This window comes from Chitinophaga oryzae (assembly GCF_012516375.2).
Classification (GTDB): domain Bacteria; phylum Bacteroidota; class Bacteroidia; order Chitinophagales; family Chitinophagaceae; genus Chitinophaga; species Chitinophaga oryzae.
In genome coordinates this window covers 6,303,002-6,324,519 of sequence record NZ_CP051204.2, presented here as the reverse complement: position 1 = coordinate 6,324,519, position 21,518 = coordinate 6,303,002, and the positions used below count along the sequence as shown (strand labels likewise).

14 protein-coding genes are annotated in these 21,518 nt (G+C 47.9%); all 14 read left to right on the top strand.

What is annotated here, in order from left to right; genetic code table 11:
- The 14 genes from HF324_RS24945 to HF324_RS24880 all read left to right on the top strand — a co-directional run bounded on the left by HF324_RS24945 (window position 1) and on the right by HF324_RS24880 (window position 21,515).
- Entirely contained in the window at window positions 1-1,728 is a 1,728-nt protein-coding gene (locus HF324_RS24945; RefSeq protein ID WP_168805449.1) for a carbamoyltransferase N-terminal domain-containing protein, read from the top strand.
- A gap of 124 nt (window positions 1,729-1,852) precedes the next feature.
- Window positions 1,853-5,644 carry a non-ribosomal peptide synthetase gene (locus tag HF324_RS24940; RefSeq protein ID WP_168861078.1) on the top strand — a complete coding sequence of 1,264 codons (3,792 nt, stop codon included), beginning with the start codon at window positions 1,853-1,855 and terminating at the stop codon, window positions 5,642-5,644.
- Between the two features lie 58 nt (window positions 5,645-5,702).
- Window positions 5,703-7,040, top strand: a complete 1,338-nt coding sequence (locus HF324_RS24935) for an aminotransferase family protein (protein ID WP_220101234.1) — start codon at window positions 5,703-5,705, stop codon at window positions 7,038-7,040.
- Window positions 7,041-7,085: 45 nt separating this feature from the next.
- Window positions 7,086-8,054 (top strand): ornithine carbamoyltransferase, encoded by a 969-nt coding sequence (locus HF324_RS24930; protein WP_168861077.1) that lies wholly within the window; start codon window positions 7,086-7,088, stop codon window positions 8,052-8,054.
- Window positions 8,055-8,069: 15 nt separating this feature from the next.
- Complete coding sequence (locus HF324_RS24925; protein ID WP_168861076.1) at window positions 8,070-12,335, top strand: non-ribosomal peptide synthetase; 4,266 nt, start codon at window positions 8,070-8,072, stop codon at window positions 12,333-12,335.
- Window positions 12,336-12,427: 92 nt separating this feature from the next.
- Window positions 12,428-15,073, top strand: a complete 2,646-nt coding sequence (locus HF324_RS24920; RefSeq protein WP_168861075.1) for a non-ribosomal peptide synthetase — start codon at window positions 12,428-12,430, stop codon at window positions 15,071-15,073.
- A gap of 115 nt (window positions 15,074-15,188) precedes the next feature.
- On the top strand, window positions 15,189-15,476 hold the full coding sequence (locus tag HF324_RS24915) for a hypothetical protein (RefSeq protein WP_168805439.1): 288 nt from the start codon (window positions 15,189-15,191) through the stop codon (window positions 15,474-15,476).
- 145 nt (window positions 15,477-15,621) lie between these two features.
- The gene (locus tag HF324_RS24910) at window positions 15,622-16,005 is read left to right on the top strand and encodes a hypothetical protein (RefSeq protein ID WP_168861074.1); all 384 of its coding nucleotides are present in this window, start codon (window positions 15,622-15,624) and stop codon (window positions 16,003-16,005) included.
- Between the two features lie 26 nt (window positions 16,006-16,031).
- Entirely contained in the window at window positions 16,032-16,394 is a 363-nt protein-coding gene (locus tag HF324_RS24905; RefSeq protein WP_220100611.1) for a hypothetical protein, read from the top strand.
- Between the two features lie 77 nt (window positions 16,395-16,471).
- Window positions 16,472-17,182 (top strand): thioesterase II family protein, encoded by a 711-nt coding sequence (locus HF324_RS24900; RefSeq protein WP_168805435.1) that lies wholly within the window; start codon window positions 16,472-16,474, stop codon window positions 17,180-17,182.
- Window positions 17,166-18,773 (top strand): MBL fold metallo-hydrolase, encoded by a 1,608-nt coding sequence (locus tag HF324_RS24895; RefSeq protein WP_168805433.1) that lies wholly within the window; start codon window positions 17,166-17,168, stop codon window positions 18,771-18,773. Before HF324_RS24900 ends, HF324_RS24895 begins: the two co-directional genes overlap by 17 nt.
- Window positions 18,774-18,790: 17 nt before the next feature.
- Window positions 18,791-19,762: a pyridoxal-phosphate dependent enzyme gene (locus tag HF324_RS24890; protein WP_168805431.1), complete on the top strand. Its 972-nt coding sequence runs from the start codon at window positions 18,791-18,793 to the stop codon at window positions 19,760-19,762.
- Window positions 19,750-20,715 carry a 2,3-diaminopropionate biosynthesis protein SbnB gene (locus HF324_RS24885; RefSeq protein WP_168861073.1) on the top strand — a complete coding sequence of 322 codons (966 nt, stop codon included), beginning with the start codon at window positions 19,750-19,752 and terminating at the stop codon, window positions 20,713-20,715. Before HF324_RS24890 ends, HF324_RS24885 begins: the two co-directional genes overlap by 13 nt.
- Before the next feature lie 74 nt (window positions 20,716-20,789).
- Window positions 20,790-21,515 carry a hypothetical protein gene (locus HF324_RS24880; RefSeq protein WP_168805427.1) on the top strand — a complete coding sequence of 242 codons (726 nt, stop codon included), beginning with the start codon at window positions 20,790-20,792 and terminating at the stop codon, window positions 21,513-21,515.
- Window positions 21,516-21,518: the final 3 nt, after the last annotated feature.

Genomic DNA, 21,518 nt, shown 5'->3' with positions numbered 1-21,518 from the left:
ATGATAGTTTGTGGTATTAAACTAACACATGACGGCGGTATTGCTGTAATCCGTGATGGAGTGCTGATATTCAGTGTGGAAATGGAAAAGTTGTCCAATAACCCAAGATACAGCGGTATTGATGACCTGGAAAGTATCTGCGCTATCCTGGCAGAGGGAGGTTTAACTGCTGATGCTGTAGATCATTTTGTTATTGACGGATGGCATGGGACCGGTCCTTTCTCGACGGGCGAGGCAGCGCTGCCGGTAAACAGCGCTGCCGGAATGACAGTGCTCCCGGCGGCGCCTTATCATGAAGAAGAACTGAACGAATCTATTCTCCATCGATGGGCTTACCACGACAAGCTACCACTTGCCGGAAAGTTATTTTCCTATTCCAGTTATATGCATGTCACAAGCCATGTTATGAGTGCCTATGCAACCAGTGAAGCTGCCCGTCAGCAACAGGGGGCTTACGTTCTTACGTGGGACGGCGGGCAGTATCCGCGCTTGTATTATGTTGACGCCGGCAATAACGAAGTACACAATCTGGGACCGCTCTTTTTCTTTCTGGGCACTATATACAGTGTGTTTGCACAATATTTCGGGCCCTACCGGAAGACCACTGAGGAGCTGGCGGACGACCGCCGGAAAAAGAGCCTGGATGGCTTTTTTGGAGGTTATTCTGTAGCCGGTAAAATCATGTCCTATATCGCGTTGGGCAAGGTAAGGCCGGAGTTGCTGGATGTCTTCGCAAGGATACATGCCACCTCACTGGTAATTGCAGATGACTTTGAGCATATATTTTCAAAAGCTGTGAAAGATGAACTGGGAGATGTTTATCCGGACGAAGACATACTTGCATCGCTTCATCTGTATATCGAGCAACTGTTATTGACGCATCTTGAGAAAAGAGTGAAACAGTTTCCTCATTTTGAGCGTAACCTTTGTTACGCCGGTGGATGCGCCCTGAATATTAAATGGAACAGCGCTATCAGACAGAGCGCTTTATTCAGCAGCATATGGGTGCCGCCATTTGCCAATGATTCCGGCAGCGCCATCGGTGCTGCCTGCAGTGAATGGTTCTTTCAGTCGGGAAAAGCGGTTGTTGAATGGAGTGTATATGCCGGTCCGGAAATCGGTACTGAAGCCGTAATGCCCGGATGGGAGCAGGAAGCATGTACTATGGAGGATCTGGCGGCACTGCTGTACAATACGGGCGAACCGGTCGTTTTCCTTAACGGCCGTGCAGAGCTGGGGCCAAGGGCATTGGGTAATCGCAGTATCATCGCGCCGGCAGGATCTCCGCAGATGAAAGATCTGCTTAATGATGTTAAACACAGAGAGCACTTCAGGCCGGTAGCCCCCATATGTCTTGAACAATATGCTGAACTGCTCTTTGAGCCAGGCGGGGAAGATCCATATATGCTTTTTGAACATAGGGTAAGACCTGAGTGGCATGATCGTATACCCGCTGTGATGCATCTTGATATGACGGCGAGGGTACAAACCGTAAACCGTCATCAGCATCCGCTGATATTTGAGCTGCTGTCACACTACCACGGGATGTCGGGGTTGCCCGTTTTGTGCAATACCAGCGCCAATTTGAACGGGTCCGGGTTTTTCCCGGATGTCAAAAGCGCGATGACATGGGGACGGCTTAATTATGTCTGGTGTAATGGCATCCTTTACAGCAGAGCGCAAAAAATAAAGTTCAACCTGAATAATATCTGGCATGAATATAATTGACAAGGTTCTTTTCCGGGAAGAACGATTTGATCCATTTTTGCAGTTCTGGAATGATACGATTCAAAAGGCAGGTGATGGCTTCAGGTTCGTCCAATGGGACAGATCAGGCGGAAAACAGAGCGGGATGTCTGTGGTTCATACCACAGTGCCATTGAATGAGTTGCCTCCCGCATTTTCATCGCTTTGCCAAAGTGGTGAAATGAAGCGGCATACCTGGTATGTCGCCGCCATTTCATTATTGTTGTCCCGGTACTCGGGAGAACAGGTTGTTGTGGTAAACGTACCGCTATTCAAGCCGGAGCGGCTGCAGAAGATATACTGTGAGCTGCTGCCGGTGGTGGTGCCAATGGAAAGGGGGGGCTCGCTGAGGGCGTATTTGAACCAGATAAAGGATATACTCGGCGCCAGCTATGAACATCAGAACTATCCGCTGGAACTTATCACGGGTGATGAAAAAACACCATCTTTTAGCAATGTGCTGGTTACGACGGGAAAGATTGACGAGGCCAGGATAGGCACACACGATCTGTGCTGCTGTATGGATGTCAGCGATGGCGTTTTTGTGTCCAGTTGCTACTATCGCAAAGGTCTTTTCGAGCAGGCATTTATTGAACGGATAGGCCGCCATATATTAAATATTGCCGTTTGTCTATCCAATCCGGATATTTCGCTGAATGACATCAGGATAATGGACGAACAGGAGGAAGAGGTGCTGAAATCCTTGGGCGCGGGCATCCGCCAGGAAATACCGGAGGGGTCCATCATTGCCTGCTTTAAGCAGATGGCTTTGGAGCGTCCGGACGCTGTCGCGGTTACATTTGGGGATGGCAACCTTAGCTATGGAGCGTTGTACCGGCGGTCTGCATTACTGGCTTGCCAGCTGCGCGAGATTTATGACGTCCGTCCAGGTCAGTTGCTGGGTGTTTATCTGGAGAGATCTGTGGACTGGCTGGTCGCTATGCTTGGCGTTACTATGTCAGGAGCGGCATATCTCCCCATTAATCCGGCCTATCCGGCAGAAAGAACTGCTGCTATACTGGAAGACAGCCAGCTGAAACTGATACTTACGCATTCCGGTTTTCTTTTCGATTTTCCCGGGTTTGACGGTAGTATTTTTGCTGTCGATATTGAATTCCAGCCGGAAGAGACTGAAACTGTGCAAGGGGTGCCGGCCATCCCGGCCCCTGGCAGCCTTGCTTATGTCATCTATACTTCCGGGTCTACCGGACGCCCTAAGGGGGTTGCTGTAGAGCATAAGGGGCTGGTTAATATGGTCGGCCACCAGATAAGTCAGATAGGAATAAACAGCAGCGATAATGTATTACAGTTCTCTCCGTTAACATTCGATGCTTCTGTCTATGAAGTATGGATTGCGCTGCTGGCTGGTGCACGCCTCACGTTGATACAGAACAGCGAGGTGGAGGATATTGACCGGTTGAAACGTACATTGTTTACCAGAAATGTCACCACCATCGTCATGCCGCCTTCCTACCTGAAACTTTTTGAAAAAGATACGCTCAGAACAGTGAACAAAGTTATTTCGGCAGGGGAGCGGGCTGATATTTCGGACGCGGCTTTTTACCGGAAATTCAAAAAGTATATAAATGCCTATGGGCCAACGGAGACCACCGTTTGCGCCAGTATATACCAGGATGATGGTTTTTTCAACGGCAGTGAAGTGCCTATAGGAAAACCGGTCAGGAATATGAACATCTATATTCTGGACAGCCATCATCGCCTGCAACCTCTGGGAACAGTTGGTGAGATTGCTGTGTCCGGGCCGGGGGTGGCCAGGGGGTATATCAATAACCCGGAGCTTACCGCGGAAAGGTTTTTGCCCTCTCTGTATGACAGCAGGTTTCCGGTTTATCTTACGGGCGATCTGGGCCGATGGACCGAAGGTGGACAGTTGTTGTTTGCCGGCAGAAAAGATGATCAGATAAAGATCAATGGAAACAGAATAGAGCCGGGAGAAATAGAACAGGTGCTACTGTCCTTCCCGGGAATCGGCAATGCGGCCGTTTGCCGGGCCACAGACGAGGGTATGGACATGCTGGTTGCATTTGTTGTGGCCGAAAGTGGCGCGGCCGGCATTATCCCGGAAGAACTCGCAGCCTTTGCGGCTGCCCGGCTGCCACGGCATCTGTTACCGTCTGCATATGAGATAACAGAGAAGATCCCTTTGAATATCAACGGTAAAGCTGATCGCAAGAAACTGCTGGCAGCCTTTAAGGAACGCAGAGACATCGCACCGGTCATCGCCCCGGCGAATAAGCAGGAGGAAATGGTGGCAGCAGTGTATGAGCAGATCCTGGGCGTAACGGGTATTTCCGTGGAGCAGAACTTTTTTCACCTGGGAGGTAACTCTCTGAAAGGTATTCGGCTGATTACTGAATTAAGTAAAATGTTTGCAGTGAGGCTGGAGCTTCCTGATGTGTTTAATTATCCGACAGTGGCAACGATGGCAAGATTCCTGTCCGGCTACGTGCATGACCCGGCAGATGCCCTGTTGCCGGTGGAAGATGCAGATACTTACCCGCTTTCTTTTGCGCAACAATCGTTATGGCTCACCTACCAGCTGAATCCGGCAGCGGTTAATTATAATATTGCTGTAGCCCGGACACTCAAAGGGAACCTTAATATTAGCTGTTTGCAGGAGGCTTTTCAGGCAGTCGTAGAAAAGTATGAAATATTAAGAACCGTGTTTCCGGTAGTAAATGGCACAGCGCGGCAGCGGGTGCTGCCTGCCGGAAGTAAATACGAGGTTGTACAGTATGATGCTTCGTCGAGAGGGCCCGGTGAAATAAATGAACTGGTGAACCGGGAGATAAACATCCCCTTTAACCTGGAAGAAGGGCCACCGGTCCGTTGTGTTCTCATTCGGATGTCAGCAACGGAACACATACTGATCTTGTCGATACACCATATTATTGCTGACGGCAGATCAATGGCTATATTGAACGACGAAATCAATCGTGCCTATTTCCGTCTTCTGAACAGGCAGGATGCCATTCATGAACAACTTCCTGTTCAGTTCAGGGATTATGTGTACTGGAAACTGAACCAGGACCGGGGCAGGGGGGCTTCATCAAACGAAGTTTTTTGGCAGCAGACATTAACCCAGTTACCACCGGCGCTAAGGCTGCCGTTCGATTACGAGCGAAGGCCTGTTCATACAGCACAGGGAGCGACTGCCAATTATGTCATTGCAGCCCCTGTGGCCGGCGCCTTACAGGCCTTTTCCATACAGCAGCATATCAGTTTATTCAACAGCGTACTTGGAGCGGTACATCTGTTTCTCTCCCGGCTGTGCCGGCAGGAACGGGTTATTACCGGTATTCCTGTCTCGGGAAGGACGCAGGCTGAACTGGTTAATCAGATTGGCTTTTTTGTAAATGTACTGCCCGTTTTATCCCATATCAGGCCGACTGACAGCTTTGTGGATGTAACCCGGCAGATCAGCCACACGCTTGCTGCGGTATACAGTCATGCGGAATATCCCCTGGATGCCATTGTGGAAAAGAATGTAAAACGGAGAGAGCCGGGAAGGCATCCGCTGATAGATGTGGTGGTGTCTTGTGATATGAACGACGATTATTTGACCGCCGCAGAAACGTCTGGCACAGGTGAGGTGGAAGCGCTGGATTATGAAGTGGAACTGGAGGTCAGTGATTATGACCTGGAGTTGAATTTCGTAGAATCATCCGCCGGAGCAATAGCATTAAGCATCCGGTACAACAACCTCCTTTTTAAACGAAGTACTGTTGATCAGATTTTTTCGGGGCTGAACAAATTTATCGGCCACATTACAGCGTACCCGGCTGAGGCGATAGAGATGGTTGATCTGGGACCGGAGGCGGCAGCAATAACAAACCTTTCGTTGGAACAACACTTCCGACTGGACGAGGCATTTTGATTATTTTATTATTACCGTTATAAAACCCTTTACAATGATCAATTCTCTAATTCACTCAATGATTGTTTGTCCTGATCTGGATAAACAATATGCCAGATTAACCCACGGTAAGGGAGTTTATGTATTTGATGAGACAGGTAAACGTTACCTCGACGGAGCAAGCGGATCTGCGGCTGTCTCCAACATCGGTTATGGAATTCCGGAGATCGGCGAAATATTCCGGGAGCAGAGTGCAAAGATAGTAGTGACGCCTGCTCACGGGTTTAGTTCGCCGGTGGTAGAGGCTTATCTGGATAAACTGGTACAGTTCGCCCCGGAGGGTTTTAAAAGAGCCTGGACAGTCATGAGCGGTACAGACGCCGTGGAGAATGCCATTAAACTGGCCTATCAGTACCACCAGATAAAGGGAAATGTGGAGCGGTATAAAGTGATTGGCCGCTGGTCCAGTTACCACGGTAATTCCATTTTTACACTGGATGTAGGCGGTATGAAATTAAGGCGTGCCACTTATGAACGCTGGATGAATAACTTTCCACATATACCACCTGCCTATGCTTACAGAAAACCGGCGGAACAAAGCCTGGAGGAATATTCAAAAAGTTGTTCAGATGCGCTGGAGAAATGTATCCTGGAAGAAGGGCCTGAAACGGTGGCTGCTTTTGTCTTTGAACCCGTGGTGGCAGCAGCTTTGGGCGCAGTGCCCCCTCCCGATGAAAAATACCTGCGGGAAATCAGAAGGATATGCACCAAGTACGACGTGGTAATGATCGCAGACGAAATCCTTACCGGATTTGGGCGGTTGGGTGAAAATTTCGGATTGGACCGCTGGAACGTTAAGCCAGACATTATCGCTGCAGGCAAGGGTATCAGCGGCGGCTACTATCCGCTTTCGGCTGTCATTGCCAACAGTAATATCTGTAAAGTGTTTGAGGATTCCAAAACCCCGTTCCTCGGCGGACATACATTTGCCTGTAGTCCCCTGGGAGCCGCTATCGGAAGCTTTGTGATTGACTACATGCAGGACATGAAGATCAATTCCCATGCTGCGAGAATGGGAGAACTATTTCTTGGGCAACTGGAGCGGCTGTACAAGTATGATATCGTGGGAGACGTACGGGGCGCAGGTCTTCTGGCGGGCGTGGAACTGGTACGGGACAAAAGCACCAGATCGCCTTTCCCTCCGGCCCTTACCTTGTCGAAGCGGATCGGGGAACGGTCCATCGACAAAGGCGTAATCCTTTACCCCGGTAAAGGTTCGGTAAATGGCTATGAAGGCGATCATATCATGATAACCCCTCCGTTGATCCTCGATGAAGACCATATTGAAACTATTGTCAGTACTATGGAAATATGTATCGAGGAAGTGCAGGAAGAGATAAAAGAGTTAGTAGCCTGAATAATTAACTAATATCAATTATAGACCTGATTTAGCATTTGCCATATGAATAAACTGTCAACAAAAGATTTCCTGGGTTTGAAAGGATATACAAAAAATGAACTGGAAGGCATCCTCGATCTCGCCACTGCCATGAAACAGGGGGATGACCGTAATGAGTACCTGAAGGGCAAATTTATGGGAATGCTCTTTAACTCCGCTTCCACCCGTACCCGTGTGTCGTTCCAGGTGGGTGCAAAAAGCCTCGGCGGACATATGGAGTATTATCATAAAGACGTACTGCAGCTAAGCCGGGGAGAGACCATCCGGGATACTGCCACGGTACTGGGTAAATATCTGGACGGCCTTGTTGTGAGGTATTACGATATGCAACAGTACGGATTTGGCCGCGCCTCGCTTAATGAGATTGCTAAACACGCAGGAATACCAATCATTAACGCCCTGGACGATAAAGAACACCCTTGCCAGGTAATGGCGGATATTCTGACGCTCCGCGAGAAATTTGGGGAGGACTACAAAAAGAAGAATATTGTACTCACATGGGGCTATTCCCGTTACCAAAAATCACCGGGAGTACCGCATTCTTTCCTCACCGCCGCCGCTGCGCTGGGAATGAACATCAAAGTAGTGAATCCCAAAGGATTTGACCTGGACGAGGAATTCCGCTGCCATGCTGAAGAAATGAAGAAAACGTCCGGGGCCTCCATCAGCTACTCCAATGACCTGACGGAAGCTTCGGCTGATGCTGATGTTATTTACGTAAAAAGCTACAAAAGCCTCACCATGAGCTCGGAGGAAGATCTTAAGGTAAGGGAAGAGCTCCGCAATGACTGGATGATCAGCGATCAACACTTCGCCGTGGCCCGCCCGGAGGCGCTGTTTATGAACTGTATGCCCTTTATCCGTGGCGAGCAGGTGACAGCCGCAGTAGCTGACCATCCGAGATCTATTGTATATGATGAGGCGGAAAATCGCCTGCATGTACAGAAAGCAATTATGGCATCGATACTTTAGCACGCTATCCGTTTTATGATGATTACACATACCATCTCACCTCAGCAGAAGAGAATCTGGACACTGTTCGGCGACAGGATGCCGGTTAACACCGCCATATACTGTATTACGGGTAATATCAATCCTGAGCTGATGGCAGAACGTCTGCAGGCAGCAGCAACCCGGCACAGCATACTTAATACCAGTATCGGTACCGGCGCAAACGGCTCTCTGCCTCTACAGGTTGTTCGCGAACAGCATAACGGACCGGTGTTTAAAATAGAATACCGCCGGATGAAGGTGGCTGATGTAAACACATTGTTGCCACTGCTCAGCAATGACCCTGCGTTCTGCGACCGTGATTGCCCGCTGTTCGCTGCATTGGTTTCATCAGGTCCGGATACCTGCTATTTAATATTACAATGTTCGCCACTATTGCTGGACAATTGGTCGCTCAACCTGCTCGTGTCGGAAACAGTAGCCCGCTATCACAATCAGGATTTTACTCCCGGATTGCCGGATGAAGAGGCGTTACAGTACCCGGCCTATAGCGATTGGCAAAATGAGAATCTTACACTCCTGCATACGATCCCGGTAAACATGTTGCAAACACTGCAGCAAATGCAGATGCCCCACCTGCCGGACCACGCTTTTATCACTTCTGCTGAACTTCATTCAAAGCACGAACACAGCGTAAGGGAAAATGTGACAACAGTGCTGCAACAGGTGCTGTCTGCATTACAGCTGGATGAGAAAGCGGCGCCGGAACTGCTTTTTTGCGTCTGGAGCCTGCTGCAGTACAGAGTGTCGATGGAGAACGTACAGGCCGTAGGATGGACAGATCCTTGCAGGGACCTGTCTGTTGTCAGTAATACGCTGGGGGTGTTTACCAAAGTACTGCCCGTCAGGATGGAAGTAGCGCAGGGTGATAATTTTCTAACGCTCTTTGAAGCAGTGAAAACACAGCTGGCGGATATCCGCGAGGTGAAAGACTTTTTCTCACCGGGAGCTAATGAGTTGCAGAAAGAAAATGTGGCGGTAACCTCGCCGGCATGTGCCTTTGAATATCAGCATTATCTCGCTGAAAGGAAACATGATGTCAATGTAGAACAGATTTATGCAGAGATAGCAACCGAGCCGGCCGGCTGTAAACTTACCGTGTCCACAAATGCCGCCGGAGAAAAAATAGCCTGCGTAACCTGCCGGGGCAACGATGGGGCAGCCCGGGCAGCGAACCTGTTGACCGGATTTATAACGCTGCTGAAAAGTGTCGGACAACATCCTGAGAAGGAAATAAACCAGCTCAGAATAGTGTCGGATGATATGCTGAGAGAACTTCATATGGAAGCAGTGCCCGCTGTCCCAACTGTTTATAGTTCACTCGTAGAGGCAGTGAAAGACCATGCGGATAATCATGGTGACAGGGTTGCTGTGGTTGCGGGCGATGTGCACTTGACTTACCGCGCGCTGGACAGATGTGCTGATCAGTTAGCCGGTTATCTTGGAGAAAATTACCTTATAAATAAAGGGGATATTGTGGGATGGTATGGCGCGCCCACCGATCAGACAATGATAGCATTCCTGGGAATCTTAAAAGCAGGGGCGGCTTACCTGCCATTGAACTACCTCGATCCTGCGGAACGGACTTCTCGTGTAATCAGTGATAGCGGTATGCGCCTTCTCTTGACGCAAAACGAATCTGCGCAACCTGTTTTTTCCGGTGTCGGGACATTATGTCTGTCAGATATGCAGTGGTCGGCGGATAACAGATACGTGGGCCATTTGCCAGCCAGCGATGATCTGGCTTACGTTATCTATACCTCGGGTTCGACCGGGCAGCCCAAAGGGGTAATGATGGAGCACGGGGCCGTTGTTAATCTTTGTGCCGGTATCAGGGACCGGGTGGTTACCGTACCGGCAGCGCAGACACTTTTTATCGCACAGCAGGCACCTGTATTTTTTGACGCTTCTGTACAGCAGTACGGGGTTTCATTCTTTTCCGGAGATACATTGTTCCTTATCGGAGATGACATCCGGAAGAACCCGGCCCGGCTGGCATCATTCCTTATAAGCAGGGCAATTGAAATAATAGATTTTACGCCAGGTATGTTTGAAGTATTGCTCGATGAGGTGCAGGGGAACCTGGCTACGTTACAGCTGAAACATATATTGGTTGCGGGGGAAAGCTGGTCGCCGGCGCTCGTCCGTAAATTTACGGATAGCACAGCGATGGCCGGCGGAGTGAAGGTAAGTAACATCTACGGTCCTACGGAATGTTGCGTAGATGCTACCTACTATAATATAACAGAAATGCCGGAGGCAGGCCGAAGTTTGCCTATAGGCCGCGCGCTACCCGGTTATAGCGTTTTATTGCTGAACGACGCACTGGAGCCTCAGCTCCCGGGTACTCCCGGAGAGATCTACATTGGCGGGAAAGGTGTCGGTAGAGGTTACCTCAATAAAGAAGAGCTTACCGGCGAGCGTTTTTTGGACAATCCTTTCGCAGCAGGAGAAAAAATGTACAAAACCGGTGATTTCGGAGTGCAGGACGAAGAAGGTTTGCTATACTTCAATGGCAGGAAGGATAATCAGGTTAAGATCAGGGGGTACCGGATAGAGTTGGGCGAAATAGAAAAAGCGTTTCTCCGGCATTCTGACGTTGAGGACTGCATCGTGCTGCTGAATCGCCAGGAAAATGATGTGCAGCAGCTCGTGGCTTTTTATTTGTCAGACGGCAAGGTTCAACCCGACACACTCAGGCACTATCTCGAACAGCAGCTGCCGGGATATATGGTTCCGAACAACCTGGTCCGTATGGACCAGTTTCCGCTGAACAGCTCTGGTAAAACAGATCGTAAGCAACTGATGGCGCACTTCCTGAAAAAAGATAAAGCCGTTAAGACGACTTTACTGAGCGAAATGGAAACAACATTGCTCAATCTGTGCCGCGATCTGCTCAATATGAATAATATTGGCATAGACGACAATTTCTTCAACGCCGGAGGAGACTCTCTGAAGGCCATGAAGCTGATGTCCTATATCTTTAAAAATCTGGACAACAGCATTAAACTCAGGGATATATTTGAGTTTCCGGTGTTGTCCTCTTTAGCAAGGAAAATATCGGTCAACAGAAACGGCGACCCGGACCTTATTCCGAAAGTGAGAGACGCAGGACATTATCAGTTGTCTTCGTTCCAGAGACGCTTTTGGGTGTTGCAGAACCTGTTGGGAGAAAAAATAACCAATAACATACAGAACACATATGAGACGACGGATGCTTTTGATGAGGCGCTGTTATACCAGGCGTTGAAAGAACTCACGAAGCGACAGGAAGTGCTTAGGACAATTTTTATTCAGGTGGACGAAGTGCCGTTTCAAAAGATATTGCCTCCCGATCAGGCAGCAGTTTATCTTGAATACCGGGACCTGCGGCAGGTTTCCGCACCGGAAGCGGTGTTGGCACAGGTGATGGAGGAAGAAGGAAAACACATCTTTCGCCTTGATGAAGCGCCGCTGTGGCGTGTATTAGTGTTCCGGCCGACGGATGACCGGTTCGTTGTGGGCATTACAATGCATCATATTATTGCAGACCAGTGGTCTTCCGCGCTCTTTATTGACCAGTTGCGGCAGCTGTATCATGATCTGTTGCTGGGTATTCCTTTCCGGATGAAGGAACTGGCAATACAATACAAGGATTATGCTGAATGGGAGCAGGGCCGTATTGTTGCCGGCAAACATGCGAGCGATAAAGCATATTGGAGTGACATTTTTAGAGGAGATGTTCCGGCGCTCAATCTACGGATTGAACGCCCAAGGCCAAGGATTAAAGGGTATATCAGCCATGCTGTGTCACGGCTTTTCGAAGCGCATACAATAACGAAGCTGAACGAAATAGGACGGCGGTCTGATACCAATGTATTTGCCACCTTGTTTACCATTGTCTCCGTATTACTTTATAAATATACCGGTCAGCAGGAGATGATCGTCGGCTTTCCCGCAATCAACAGAAACAGGCCGGAAGTCAAAGACCTGATCGGATTTTTCCTCAATAACTTAGCGGTCAGGTGCAATATGAACGGAACCGACACCGTGGAGCAAATACTATCCGCTAATGCAAAAATGATCATTGATGCCCTGGAACATGCAGGTTATCCTTATCTGGAAATGGTGTCGGAACTGGTAAACGACAGAGATCTGAGCAGGGCTCCGCTTTTTGATGTGTTTGTGGTTTATGAAAGGATAGAAAGCCCGGCCCACAACAAGATGCTAACAGGGAAGCGCAGTTCGAAGAAGACCGGCTGAATGAGTTTGATCTTACCTTTAATTTTAAAGTTTATGACGACAATGTTAGTCTGACCTTATTGTATGATCCTGCGCTTTTTTCATTGGATGCGATGGTGGCCATGCAAGACCACTGCCAGCATATCTTAAATACCGTGTATACGGAAGCAGGCAAAACACTGGATGATGTTGAATTGTTGTCGGCAGCAGACAAAGAAAAAATTTTGCATGCTTTCAATCCCCCCTTGGCAGCGGTTGCGCCGAAGCAGCAACTGATAGACCATATAGAAGAGGCAATGGAAAAACGCCCCGGCGGTGTGGTGTTGGTTTGTGGCGATAGTTATTTCACTGCCCGCTTTTTATCGGAAAAGGTCCATGCGATGGCCTATGCATTGCAGCACGATTTACAGGTAGCGCCGGGAGACCTGGTTGGACTGTTTATGGGCAGTTCTCCGGAGATGGTCATGAGCATGATGGCCATTATGAAAATCGGTGCCGCTTATGTACCGCTGGACGTGCAAAGCCCGGATGCAAGGATTGCTGTCATCCTGCAGGATACTGCTATACGGGTGTTGCTGACGGACAACGCCAGCAAGCAAAGGGCGTCAGTGTTCGGGATAAATCTGCAGAATGTGCAGGATACTGCTTTCGCAGGTCAAAGCAAGGCTGCCGTTGTAGCGGCAATAACACCGGAGAGTCTGTGTTATGTAATGTATACCTCTGGTTCCACCGGCCAGCCTAAAGGGGTGGCAGTTAAACATCAGGGGCTTCTGAACCTGCTGACCCATATGCAGCGGGAGCTGGAGATTAGTCAGCGTGATCAATGGCTGTCGGCCACGAACTACACTTTTGACATTTCTGTACTGGAGATCTTTCTGCCGCTAATGAGCGGTATTCCTCTGATTCTCTGCCGTAATCAGGACCTTGGAATAAAAATGAGCGATATACTGCAGGGTATTGAGTGCGGCCAGGCAACTATTTTCCAGGCTACTCCTACTATATGGGCCACCCTCGCAGCTGAGCACGGTAACGCGGTGAGGAAGCTGAAAAAGGCGCTCTCCGGGGGAGAGTTCCTGCCGGTATCATTGGGAGAAACGTTGTTCGCCAGCATACCGCGCTTCTGGAACGTGTATGGACCTACGGAAACAACCATTTGGTCTGCATCCTGCCGAATCGCGGGTACCGCAGATCTCAGCTATATAGGTACGCCCATCACCGATACAGCGGTTTATATCTGCAATGATCAGCTGCAGCTGATGCCGATAGGTGTGGAGGGAACCATTTATATCGGCGGTGCAGGCGTAGCTGCCGGATATCTCAATCAGCCGGAGCTTACGCGGAAATACTTTATATCTGATCCGTTTAATCCGGGAGCAGTTGTCTATAACACCGGTGACAGGGGATACTGGTCTGAAACAGGAAGGCTGGTATTCACCGGCAGAAAGGACAGGCAGGTAAAAATACGTGGTCACAGAGTAGAGTTACAGGAAATCAGAAATACCGTGTTGAGATACCCTGGAATGCAGGACGCTGAAGTCACTACAGAGAACAGCAACGGCACTACTGAACTGTTTTGCTATTATGTTTGTGATACAGGGCCGGATGAAGGACAGCTAAGGGCATACCTGGGCAGTATATTGCCGGACTATATGATACCGGCATATTTCGGCAAATTGCCAAGGATCCCGTTAAACGCCAGCGGTAAACCTGATCTGAAGGCATTGTCTGCATCAGGAAAAGGCGTCCGCCAGCAGGAACAGCAGGACGTGGTATATACGCTCCGGGAAACAGCTGTCAGAAAAATATGGGAAGCTGTGCTGAAAGTCAGCGATTTTGGTAAACACGACAGCTTCTTCCGGATGGGAGGCGATTCTATCAGGATCATCAAACTGTGGAACAGAATGAATGAACAGTTTGGGCGGAGAATAGAAATGATGGACTTGTTTAAATATGATACTGTTGAAAAACAGGCTGCCCTCTTAACACCTGATCTGGGGGAAACCATCCTGCAGGAGTCAACCGGAGAAGGACGTGGTAAAAAGCCGCCTTTGTTCTTTTTTCCTCCTTATGGGGGTATCAGCCTGATATATGATAAACTGGCTGATAGGATTAAAGATGTGGCAGACCCGCACCTGTTTTATCTGAAAGGCCTGAAGGCCGGAGAAGAACCGGCAGCAGGCATGGAAGAACTTATCGGGTATTTCTGTGAGAAGATAGGAAGATCAGCAGCATACGGTGAATGTGTTTTGCTGGGATATTCTTTTGGCGGTCTGCTGGCTTATGAAACTGCGCGTATGCTGGAAGAGAAGGGGTTTTCGGTGACATTGTTTATCATAGACAGTTTTCCGCAACAGAACTATAGCCCGGAAGAAGATGAGCGGACAGGACTTCTGGAGATAGAGCATGCGGTGAATATGTTGCAGGAAATGTATGGACGGGAAGCAGATGCTGCCCTGTTTATTGAAAGATACAGGAGGGTACTGGTAGCGGCCAACCGGCTGTTCTCAAAGTATCAGCAGGGAAAAGCACCTGTTAGGGGAGATGTCGTCAATTTTACCAATCCGCAGAGCAGTAGCGGAAATGCAGCGTTTGTGACCACGTGGGAACAATTTGCAGGCGGAGCTTACAATGAAGTGTCGTTGAAAAAATGCGATCATATGAAGGTGTTTGAAGAGGCTGAAAATGTCGAAATGATCAGTAGGATAATTATGCGCAGATACCATTCCCGGCAGCAGGAGAAGGACCTTTCACCACTCTAGGAAAATATCGGTAATTTCTTGCGAGATAATCTGCAAATGATTTGGATGTTGAACTATTTTAGTATAAATTTATTTTATTGTTGTTAATCGGATTTCCTTAATTCAATTTACTGTTATGCATGTACCCGAAATAATCGAAGTTAAAGATGCCTTGGACCGGTTAGTTGCTGATGGTGTTGTGGATGCCTGGGAGTTGCCCTATGAAAACTTAATTACACGCAGAAGTGCCGCCACTTTTTTTGTGCGGCCTAAGCAGGATGCCGGAAGGATATGGGATGAACTGTCCAGGTTCGGAGACTTTAGTTTTCGGATTAACACAGAAAAGAAGCTGTCGGCACTGGACTACAGAGTAACATTCAGCCGGGAAGAAAAAGAAAAAAATGCCACGTTAGGGAATGCCTGAATATCCACGTTGTGATAGTTTTACAGGGATATATGCTGTCCGTATCCTGATCGTATTGCCTTAATGCCATTTCGTTAGCCAGGGATTTTTGTATCTGTTGCCAACTACTGTAGCATGTGTTTATCCACTAATAACTTTTACATCTATGGAACAACGTAGTAAAACCCTCAGGGAAAAGGTGTCTGACTTCCGTATTTATAAAGCGGATAATAATCTTGATGAAAAAGATAATCTGGACGAATTGCCTGAAGAAGCCGCTGTTTATGCTATTAGCGGCAGGAAGAACGGTACCCCTGCCAACTGTCGTCTGGTTAATTATGCCGATAATCTCCGTGAAGCAATTAAAAGACATTTTAGCACTGCAGAGCCCCAGCCCTGTTTGCGGCAGTTTATGCAGTCCATCAAAATAAAAACTGTTGACTATCTCCTGATGCCCGGCGCCAGCGAGGAAGAAGTGGCCGCTGTCTTAAGTGAATGGAAAACGTTTTACAAACCTGAGTGCAATGAGCAGCTCAATCAGGTATTTTAAAGTGATCAATTAAAATCGACATAACAATGATAGATGATTTAGTTCAGAGACTGGCCACGGGAGATCATCCTGTTGAAGCCGCACGGCCGGAGAAAACTGTATTGGCGCTGAAAGAATGCCTGGACAGGGGATACCTGCATATTATGTTCAAAGACACCGAGACGGAGTTGGGGATCCAGATTGACCAGCCTCATTCAAAACTCGATGCAGACTTTGGGAACCGGAAAGGTACTATTCATGTTGAAGGAGGTGTGACGCTAAATTATGTCAGGACCCGCCTGATAGCTGATATTGACCTTTCGACGCTGGAGGGAACAGGCCGCCTGGTGCCAGTTTCAGAAGATGAGTATAAAAGAATGATGGCCGGAGTTGCCGATTCTGTACGGTAGCACCCCGCGTTTCCCGGAATAGGAAGGAGTATTTATTTGTTTGACTGCTTGTGCAAAACAAGCTTATTGGTTATTTCATGCCTGATATCAGCCTTTTTATGATCCCGTTTGCCGGCGGAAGCAGATATTCTTTTGAAGTGTTCAGGACATTGTGTGGCGATAAGCTGAATGTATGTTGCCTCGAATTACCGGGACGGGGGGCCAGAATGGAAGAACCCCTTTTGTCTGAGATAGCAGAAATGAGCGATGATGTTTTTGAGCAGATCAAAGACAGGCTGTATCAACCATATGCTGTTTTTGGCCATAGTATGGGCGCCATCATCGGTTACCTGGTTGTCAAAAAAATCCATGCTGCCGGTCTGCCCATGCCGCTTTGTTTTTTCCCATCCGGAAGAGGTGGCCCCTCTGCGGATAAAAACGACAGGCAATACCACCTGCTGCCCCGGGATCAGTTTTTTGTAAAACTCAAAGAGCTGAATGGCATGCCTGAAGCGTTTTTTGAGGATGCGTCGTTGCTGGAATTCTTTGAGCCGATTATCCGGGCAGATTTTAAGGCTATAGAAACTTATTCCTGGGAACAGACTCCTCCGTTTGATGTTCCTGTTTGTGTAATAACAGGGACCAACGATGATATTACTATGCAGGAATTACAAGCATGGCAACACGAAACAACAGCACCGGCAGAAGTAACCGAAATAGAAGGTACTCATTTTTTTCTGTTTGAACATCCTCATCAGGTGGCAGAAATCATTCTGAAAAAATTATCACTATATGCTGTCCGATACTGAGCAACTGGTATATCTTAAACCAAACGTGGTCATCGAGCCGCTTTTTAATAAATGGTACGCCTGGTCACACCTGATTTCGCCGGCCACCGCCGCCATGAATATTGTGGAAAAACACCTGAAGATTATGGATTCCTATATTCAGGCGCCCAGGACCCATGCGGCTGCTGCTAAGAATCCAAAGCTGCTGGGTGGCCCGTTCATGGACTATCCAACTGAAAAAGTGGCGGAAATTAAGCAACTTAAATCCCATATTGAAGAAATATCCGCTAACAGTATCGTTCTTCATAAAGCTTTCCGGGATCTCAATTCCATGCTCAAAAGCAAAGCAAAAGGATTCAACCTGTCGGAATTGTATAAAGAAATTCCCGGACCATTGCAGGGATATGTAGAACTGGTATATGACCTGGACAATCACCCGTCTTACAGAATATTTGAGTCGTTGCTTTTTAACAGCGAATTCTATAATAAAAAATCCCAGACGTTTGCACTATGGGTGACAGACAACGATGACCGGCCCTTTGCCCTGAGTACGCCCAAACTGAATGATGACAACGTACTGCATGCAGACCTTCCCTTTGAAAGTGACATCATTGATGAGTTAAGCAAAATGAAACGTATCCCGGGATCGCTGGAGCAGATAAAAAATCGTTTTTCTCTCAATGAGAAGGATCGCGCGTTGTTCGATAGCTTTTTCACAAAAGCCGCTCCGCCTGTATATCAGAAGTATAACGGTGATAAGATCCGGATGCGCTATTTCGGCCATGCCTGCATTTTAGTGGAGACAAAGGAGGTGACGATACTGGTGGACCCCCTGATCAGTTATTATGGATATCAGTCGGAAGTATCCCGGTTTTCGGACATGGACCTGCCGGATACGATTGATTATGTTTTTATTACGCACAATCATCAGGACCATTTGTTGTTTGAGACCCTGATTCCCTTACGGCACAAGATCAGGCATATTGTAGTGCCGGGGAACAGCAAAGGCAGGTTACAAGACCCCAGCCTCAGATTAATGTTTAATAACATCGGGTTCGACAATGTTATTGAAATTGATGATATGGACCGGATCTGCCTGGACAACTGCGCCATCACGGGATTACCCTTTCTCGGGGAACATGCTGATCTGGATATTCAGTCGAAGCTCTGTTATCACGTGAAGATCGGTGACTTTGCTGTGATTTTCGCTGCTGATTCCTGTATTCTTGAGCAGAAAGTATATGAGCATGTTCATCGTATCGTAAAAGATGTGGATGTGCTGTTTCTTGGCATGGAGTGCGATGGCGCACCGTTGTCATGGATATATGGCCCGCTGTTGGACGCCCGGATTGAGAAGGACATGGATGACTCACGGCGGTTAAGCGGATCGAACTTTGAACGGGGAATGAAACTGGTAGATGTTTTTAACCCGAAAGAAGTGTATGTCTATGCCATGGGGATGGAGCCGTGGCTGAAGTTCATCAGTAGCATAAAATATACTGCATACTCAAACCCTATTATAGAATCAGGAAAACTGATAGATCATTGTCTGGAAAGAGGAATTACAGCAGAAAGATTGTTTGGTGAGAAGGAATTATTGCGTTCTAACTAACTTATAAAAGCTTTGTTATGCTTTCATTATTGTCTGCTTTAGAGTCCAGGATTGGTTTAACGCCTGTTCGGCGACTGGATGTTGATAATATCAACCTTTTTACTAAGCTGGAATTTTGCAATATGTCCGGAAGTATTAAGGACCGCGCTGCCATCAGTATTCTCAAAGATGCCGTCAGGAATAAAGAAATAGATGCTGGTTCAACCATCGTGGAGTCCAGCTCTGGTAATCTGGCCATCTCTCTTGCTCATATGTGCCACACACTGCAACTTCCGTTTGTGGCCGTGATAGACCCTAATATCAATAGTACTTACGAGCAAATGCTCCGGTTGCTGTCGGTAGATACCAGAAAAGTAGATAAAATGGACGAAAAACAAGGCTATCTGCTGAACAGAATAGAAACGGTCAAGGCGATATGCGCATCATCCGATAATACCTTCTGGACAAACCAGTATGGTAATGAGTCCAATTACAGAGGGTATTATCAGCTGGCCAAAGAGGTTAAAGATGTGTTGCCCTCATTGGATTATCTGTTTGTGGCCGTTAGCTCCGGTGGTGCAGTGACTGGCCTTTCCTGCGCGCTAAAAGAATATTATCCTAATATGGAGGTGGTAGCTATCGATGTTGAGGGATCTGTGATATTCAGGGATGAGCCCCGTAAACGCTATATATCCGGCATCGGTTCCAGTTTGCGGTCCCCGATTATTGAGCATGCCAGGATAGACCAGGTAATGCATATTTCCAACATGGACCTCATCAGGGGGTGCCATGAGCTGCTGAAGGAACAGCATATTTTCGCGGGAGGCTCTACTGGTGCTATATACTATGCCATCAGGCATCGCTTTGACTTTCCTAAATCGGCTGTGAAGCCCAATGTGCTGTTTTGTTGTGCCGATGGTGGGCATGCATACCTCGACAACGTGTATAACAAAGCCTGGGTCGATTCCTTTATTACTGAAACTGAATTTACTGCGACATGCTCTATCTGAATGCACAACACATTATGGAATTGGGCATCAGCTGGGAGGATATTCAACATGATATTGTGAGGTGTATCCGTATCGCTGATGAAAATGACTATGCACAACCGCTTAAGCCATATTTAAAGTATGGTAATCCCAGAAACCGTATTATCGCAATGCCGGCATACATAGGCGGCGATATAGCAATGGCGGGGATTAAGTGGATTGCCAGTTTTCCGGACAATATAAAATCGGGTATTCCGAGGGCAAATTCGGTAACTGTCCTCAATAATGCCGCTAACGGAGTTCCTCTATGTATTATCAATACAAGCGTGATCAGTGCTATTCGTACCGCCGGCGTATCGGCAGTCGTGTTATCAGCCTATAGGAAGGCTTCCGGTAATGTAAGAAAGAAGGTGGGGATCGTCGGGTATGGTCCTATTGGCCGGCTTCATAGCGAGATGTGCCAGGCGTTGTTGGGGGATGATATGGAGCAGTTGCTGCTCTTCGATATACAGCATATTGATACCGGAAACCTACCCCTTTCCCTGAAAGAAAAAACGGTGGTTTGCGACTCATGGCAGCAGGTGTATGAAGCGGCGGACATCTTTATAACCTGTACGGTTGCCAGCACGCCCTATATCGATTTACTGCCGGCGAAGGGGACGCTGCATCTGAATGTTTCCCTGCGCGATTATGGCCTCTCCGCAATGCGCGCGTTTGATGTGGTGATCGTCGATGATTGGGAGGAGGTTTGCCGTGAGGGAACCAATATTCAGCAGTTGCATCAGGCAGGGGGCTTTTCGAGTACCGACGCACTCACGCTTTCATCAGTAGTGAGCGATGGATTTAGTTCCCGGCAGCTGTCCAATCATGCCATCATTTTTAATCCGATGGGCCTGGCGGTATTTGATATGACCACAGCCAGCCATTACTACAGAAGGGCACAGAAAGAACAAATCGGCATATCCCTGGAGTAACCAGAAAGGTTGTTGGGCTACCGTCCGTATACAGGATATACTTAATACTATTCTTCATTTAGAATTTGCTTTGTATGGAACAAAATTATGATGCCTATACAGCGGAAGATCATCAGAACTGGAGCATCCTTTTCGATCGCCAGAATAAAGCAGTGCTGCATCTGGCGGCAAACGCCTTTCGTAGCGGATTTCTGCAACTGGACCTGAATCCTCACCGGATTGAAAATATACCTGTCCGCAACATCACAATGAAGCAGAAGTTTGGGTGGCAATTGCATCCGGTATCGGGATTGTTGCCCTTGGATGAATTTCTGAATCTGTTGATCAACAAAGAATTCCCGGTTACGGTATATATGCGGAGAAAGGAAGAACTGGAGTTTAGTGAGCTGCCGGACATCTTTCATGATTTATACGGGCATGCGCCGATGCTGGCAAGTCCCGTTTTCAGCGAGTTTATCTCCCGTTATGCGGAAATAGCGATCGGTTATATCAATGATCCGGAAGCCGTGGAATATATGAGCCGTTTTTACTGGTACACGATGGAAATGGGGTTAATAGAGGAGGAAGGAAAACTGAAACCGTTCGGCAGTGCTATCCTCACTTCTGCCGGCGAAATGGAGAATATCGTTAGTCCGGATGTCCCCAAACGTCCTTTTGATGTCGATGATGTATTGAATGCACCATACGACAGCTTTAACCTGCAGACACAGTATTTTTATCTGCAATCATTTGAACAGTTATTTGACGCCCTGGGAACATTCAGGCAAACTTTACAGAACAAAGCTTTTGCAACAAAATAAAGA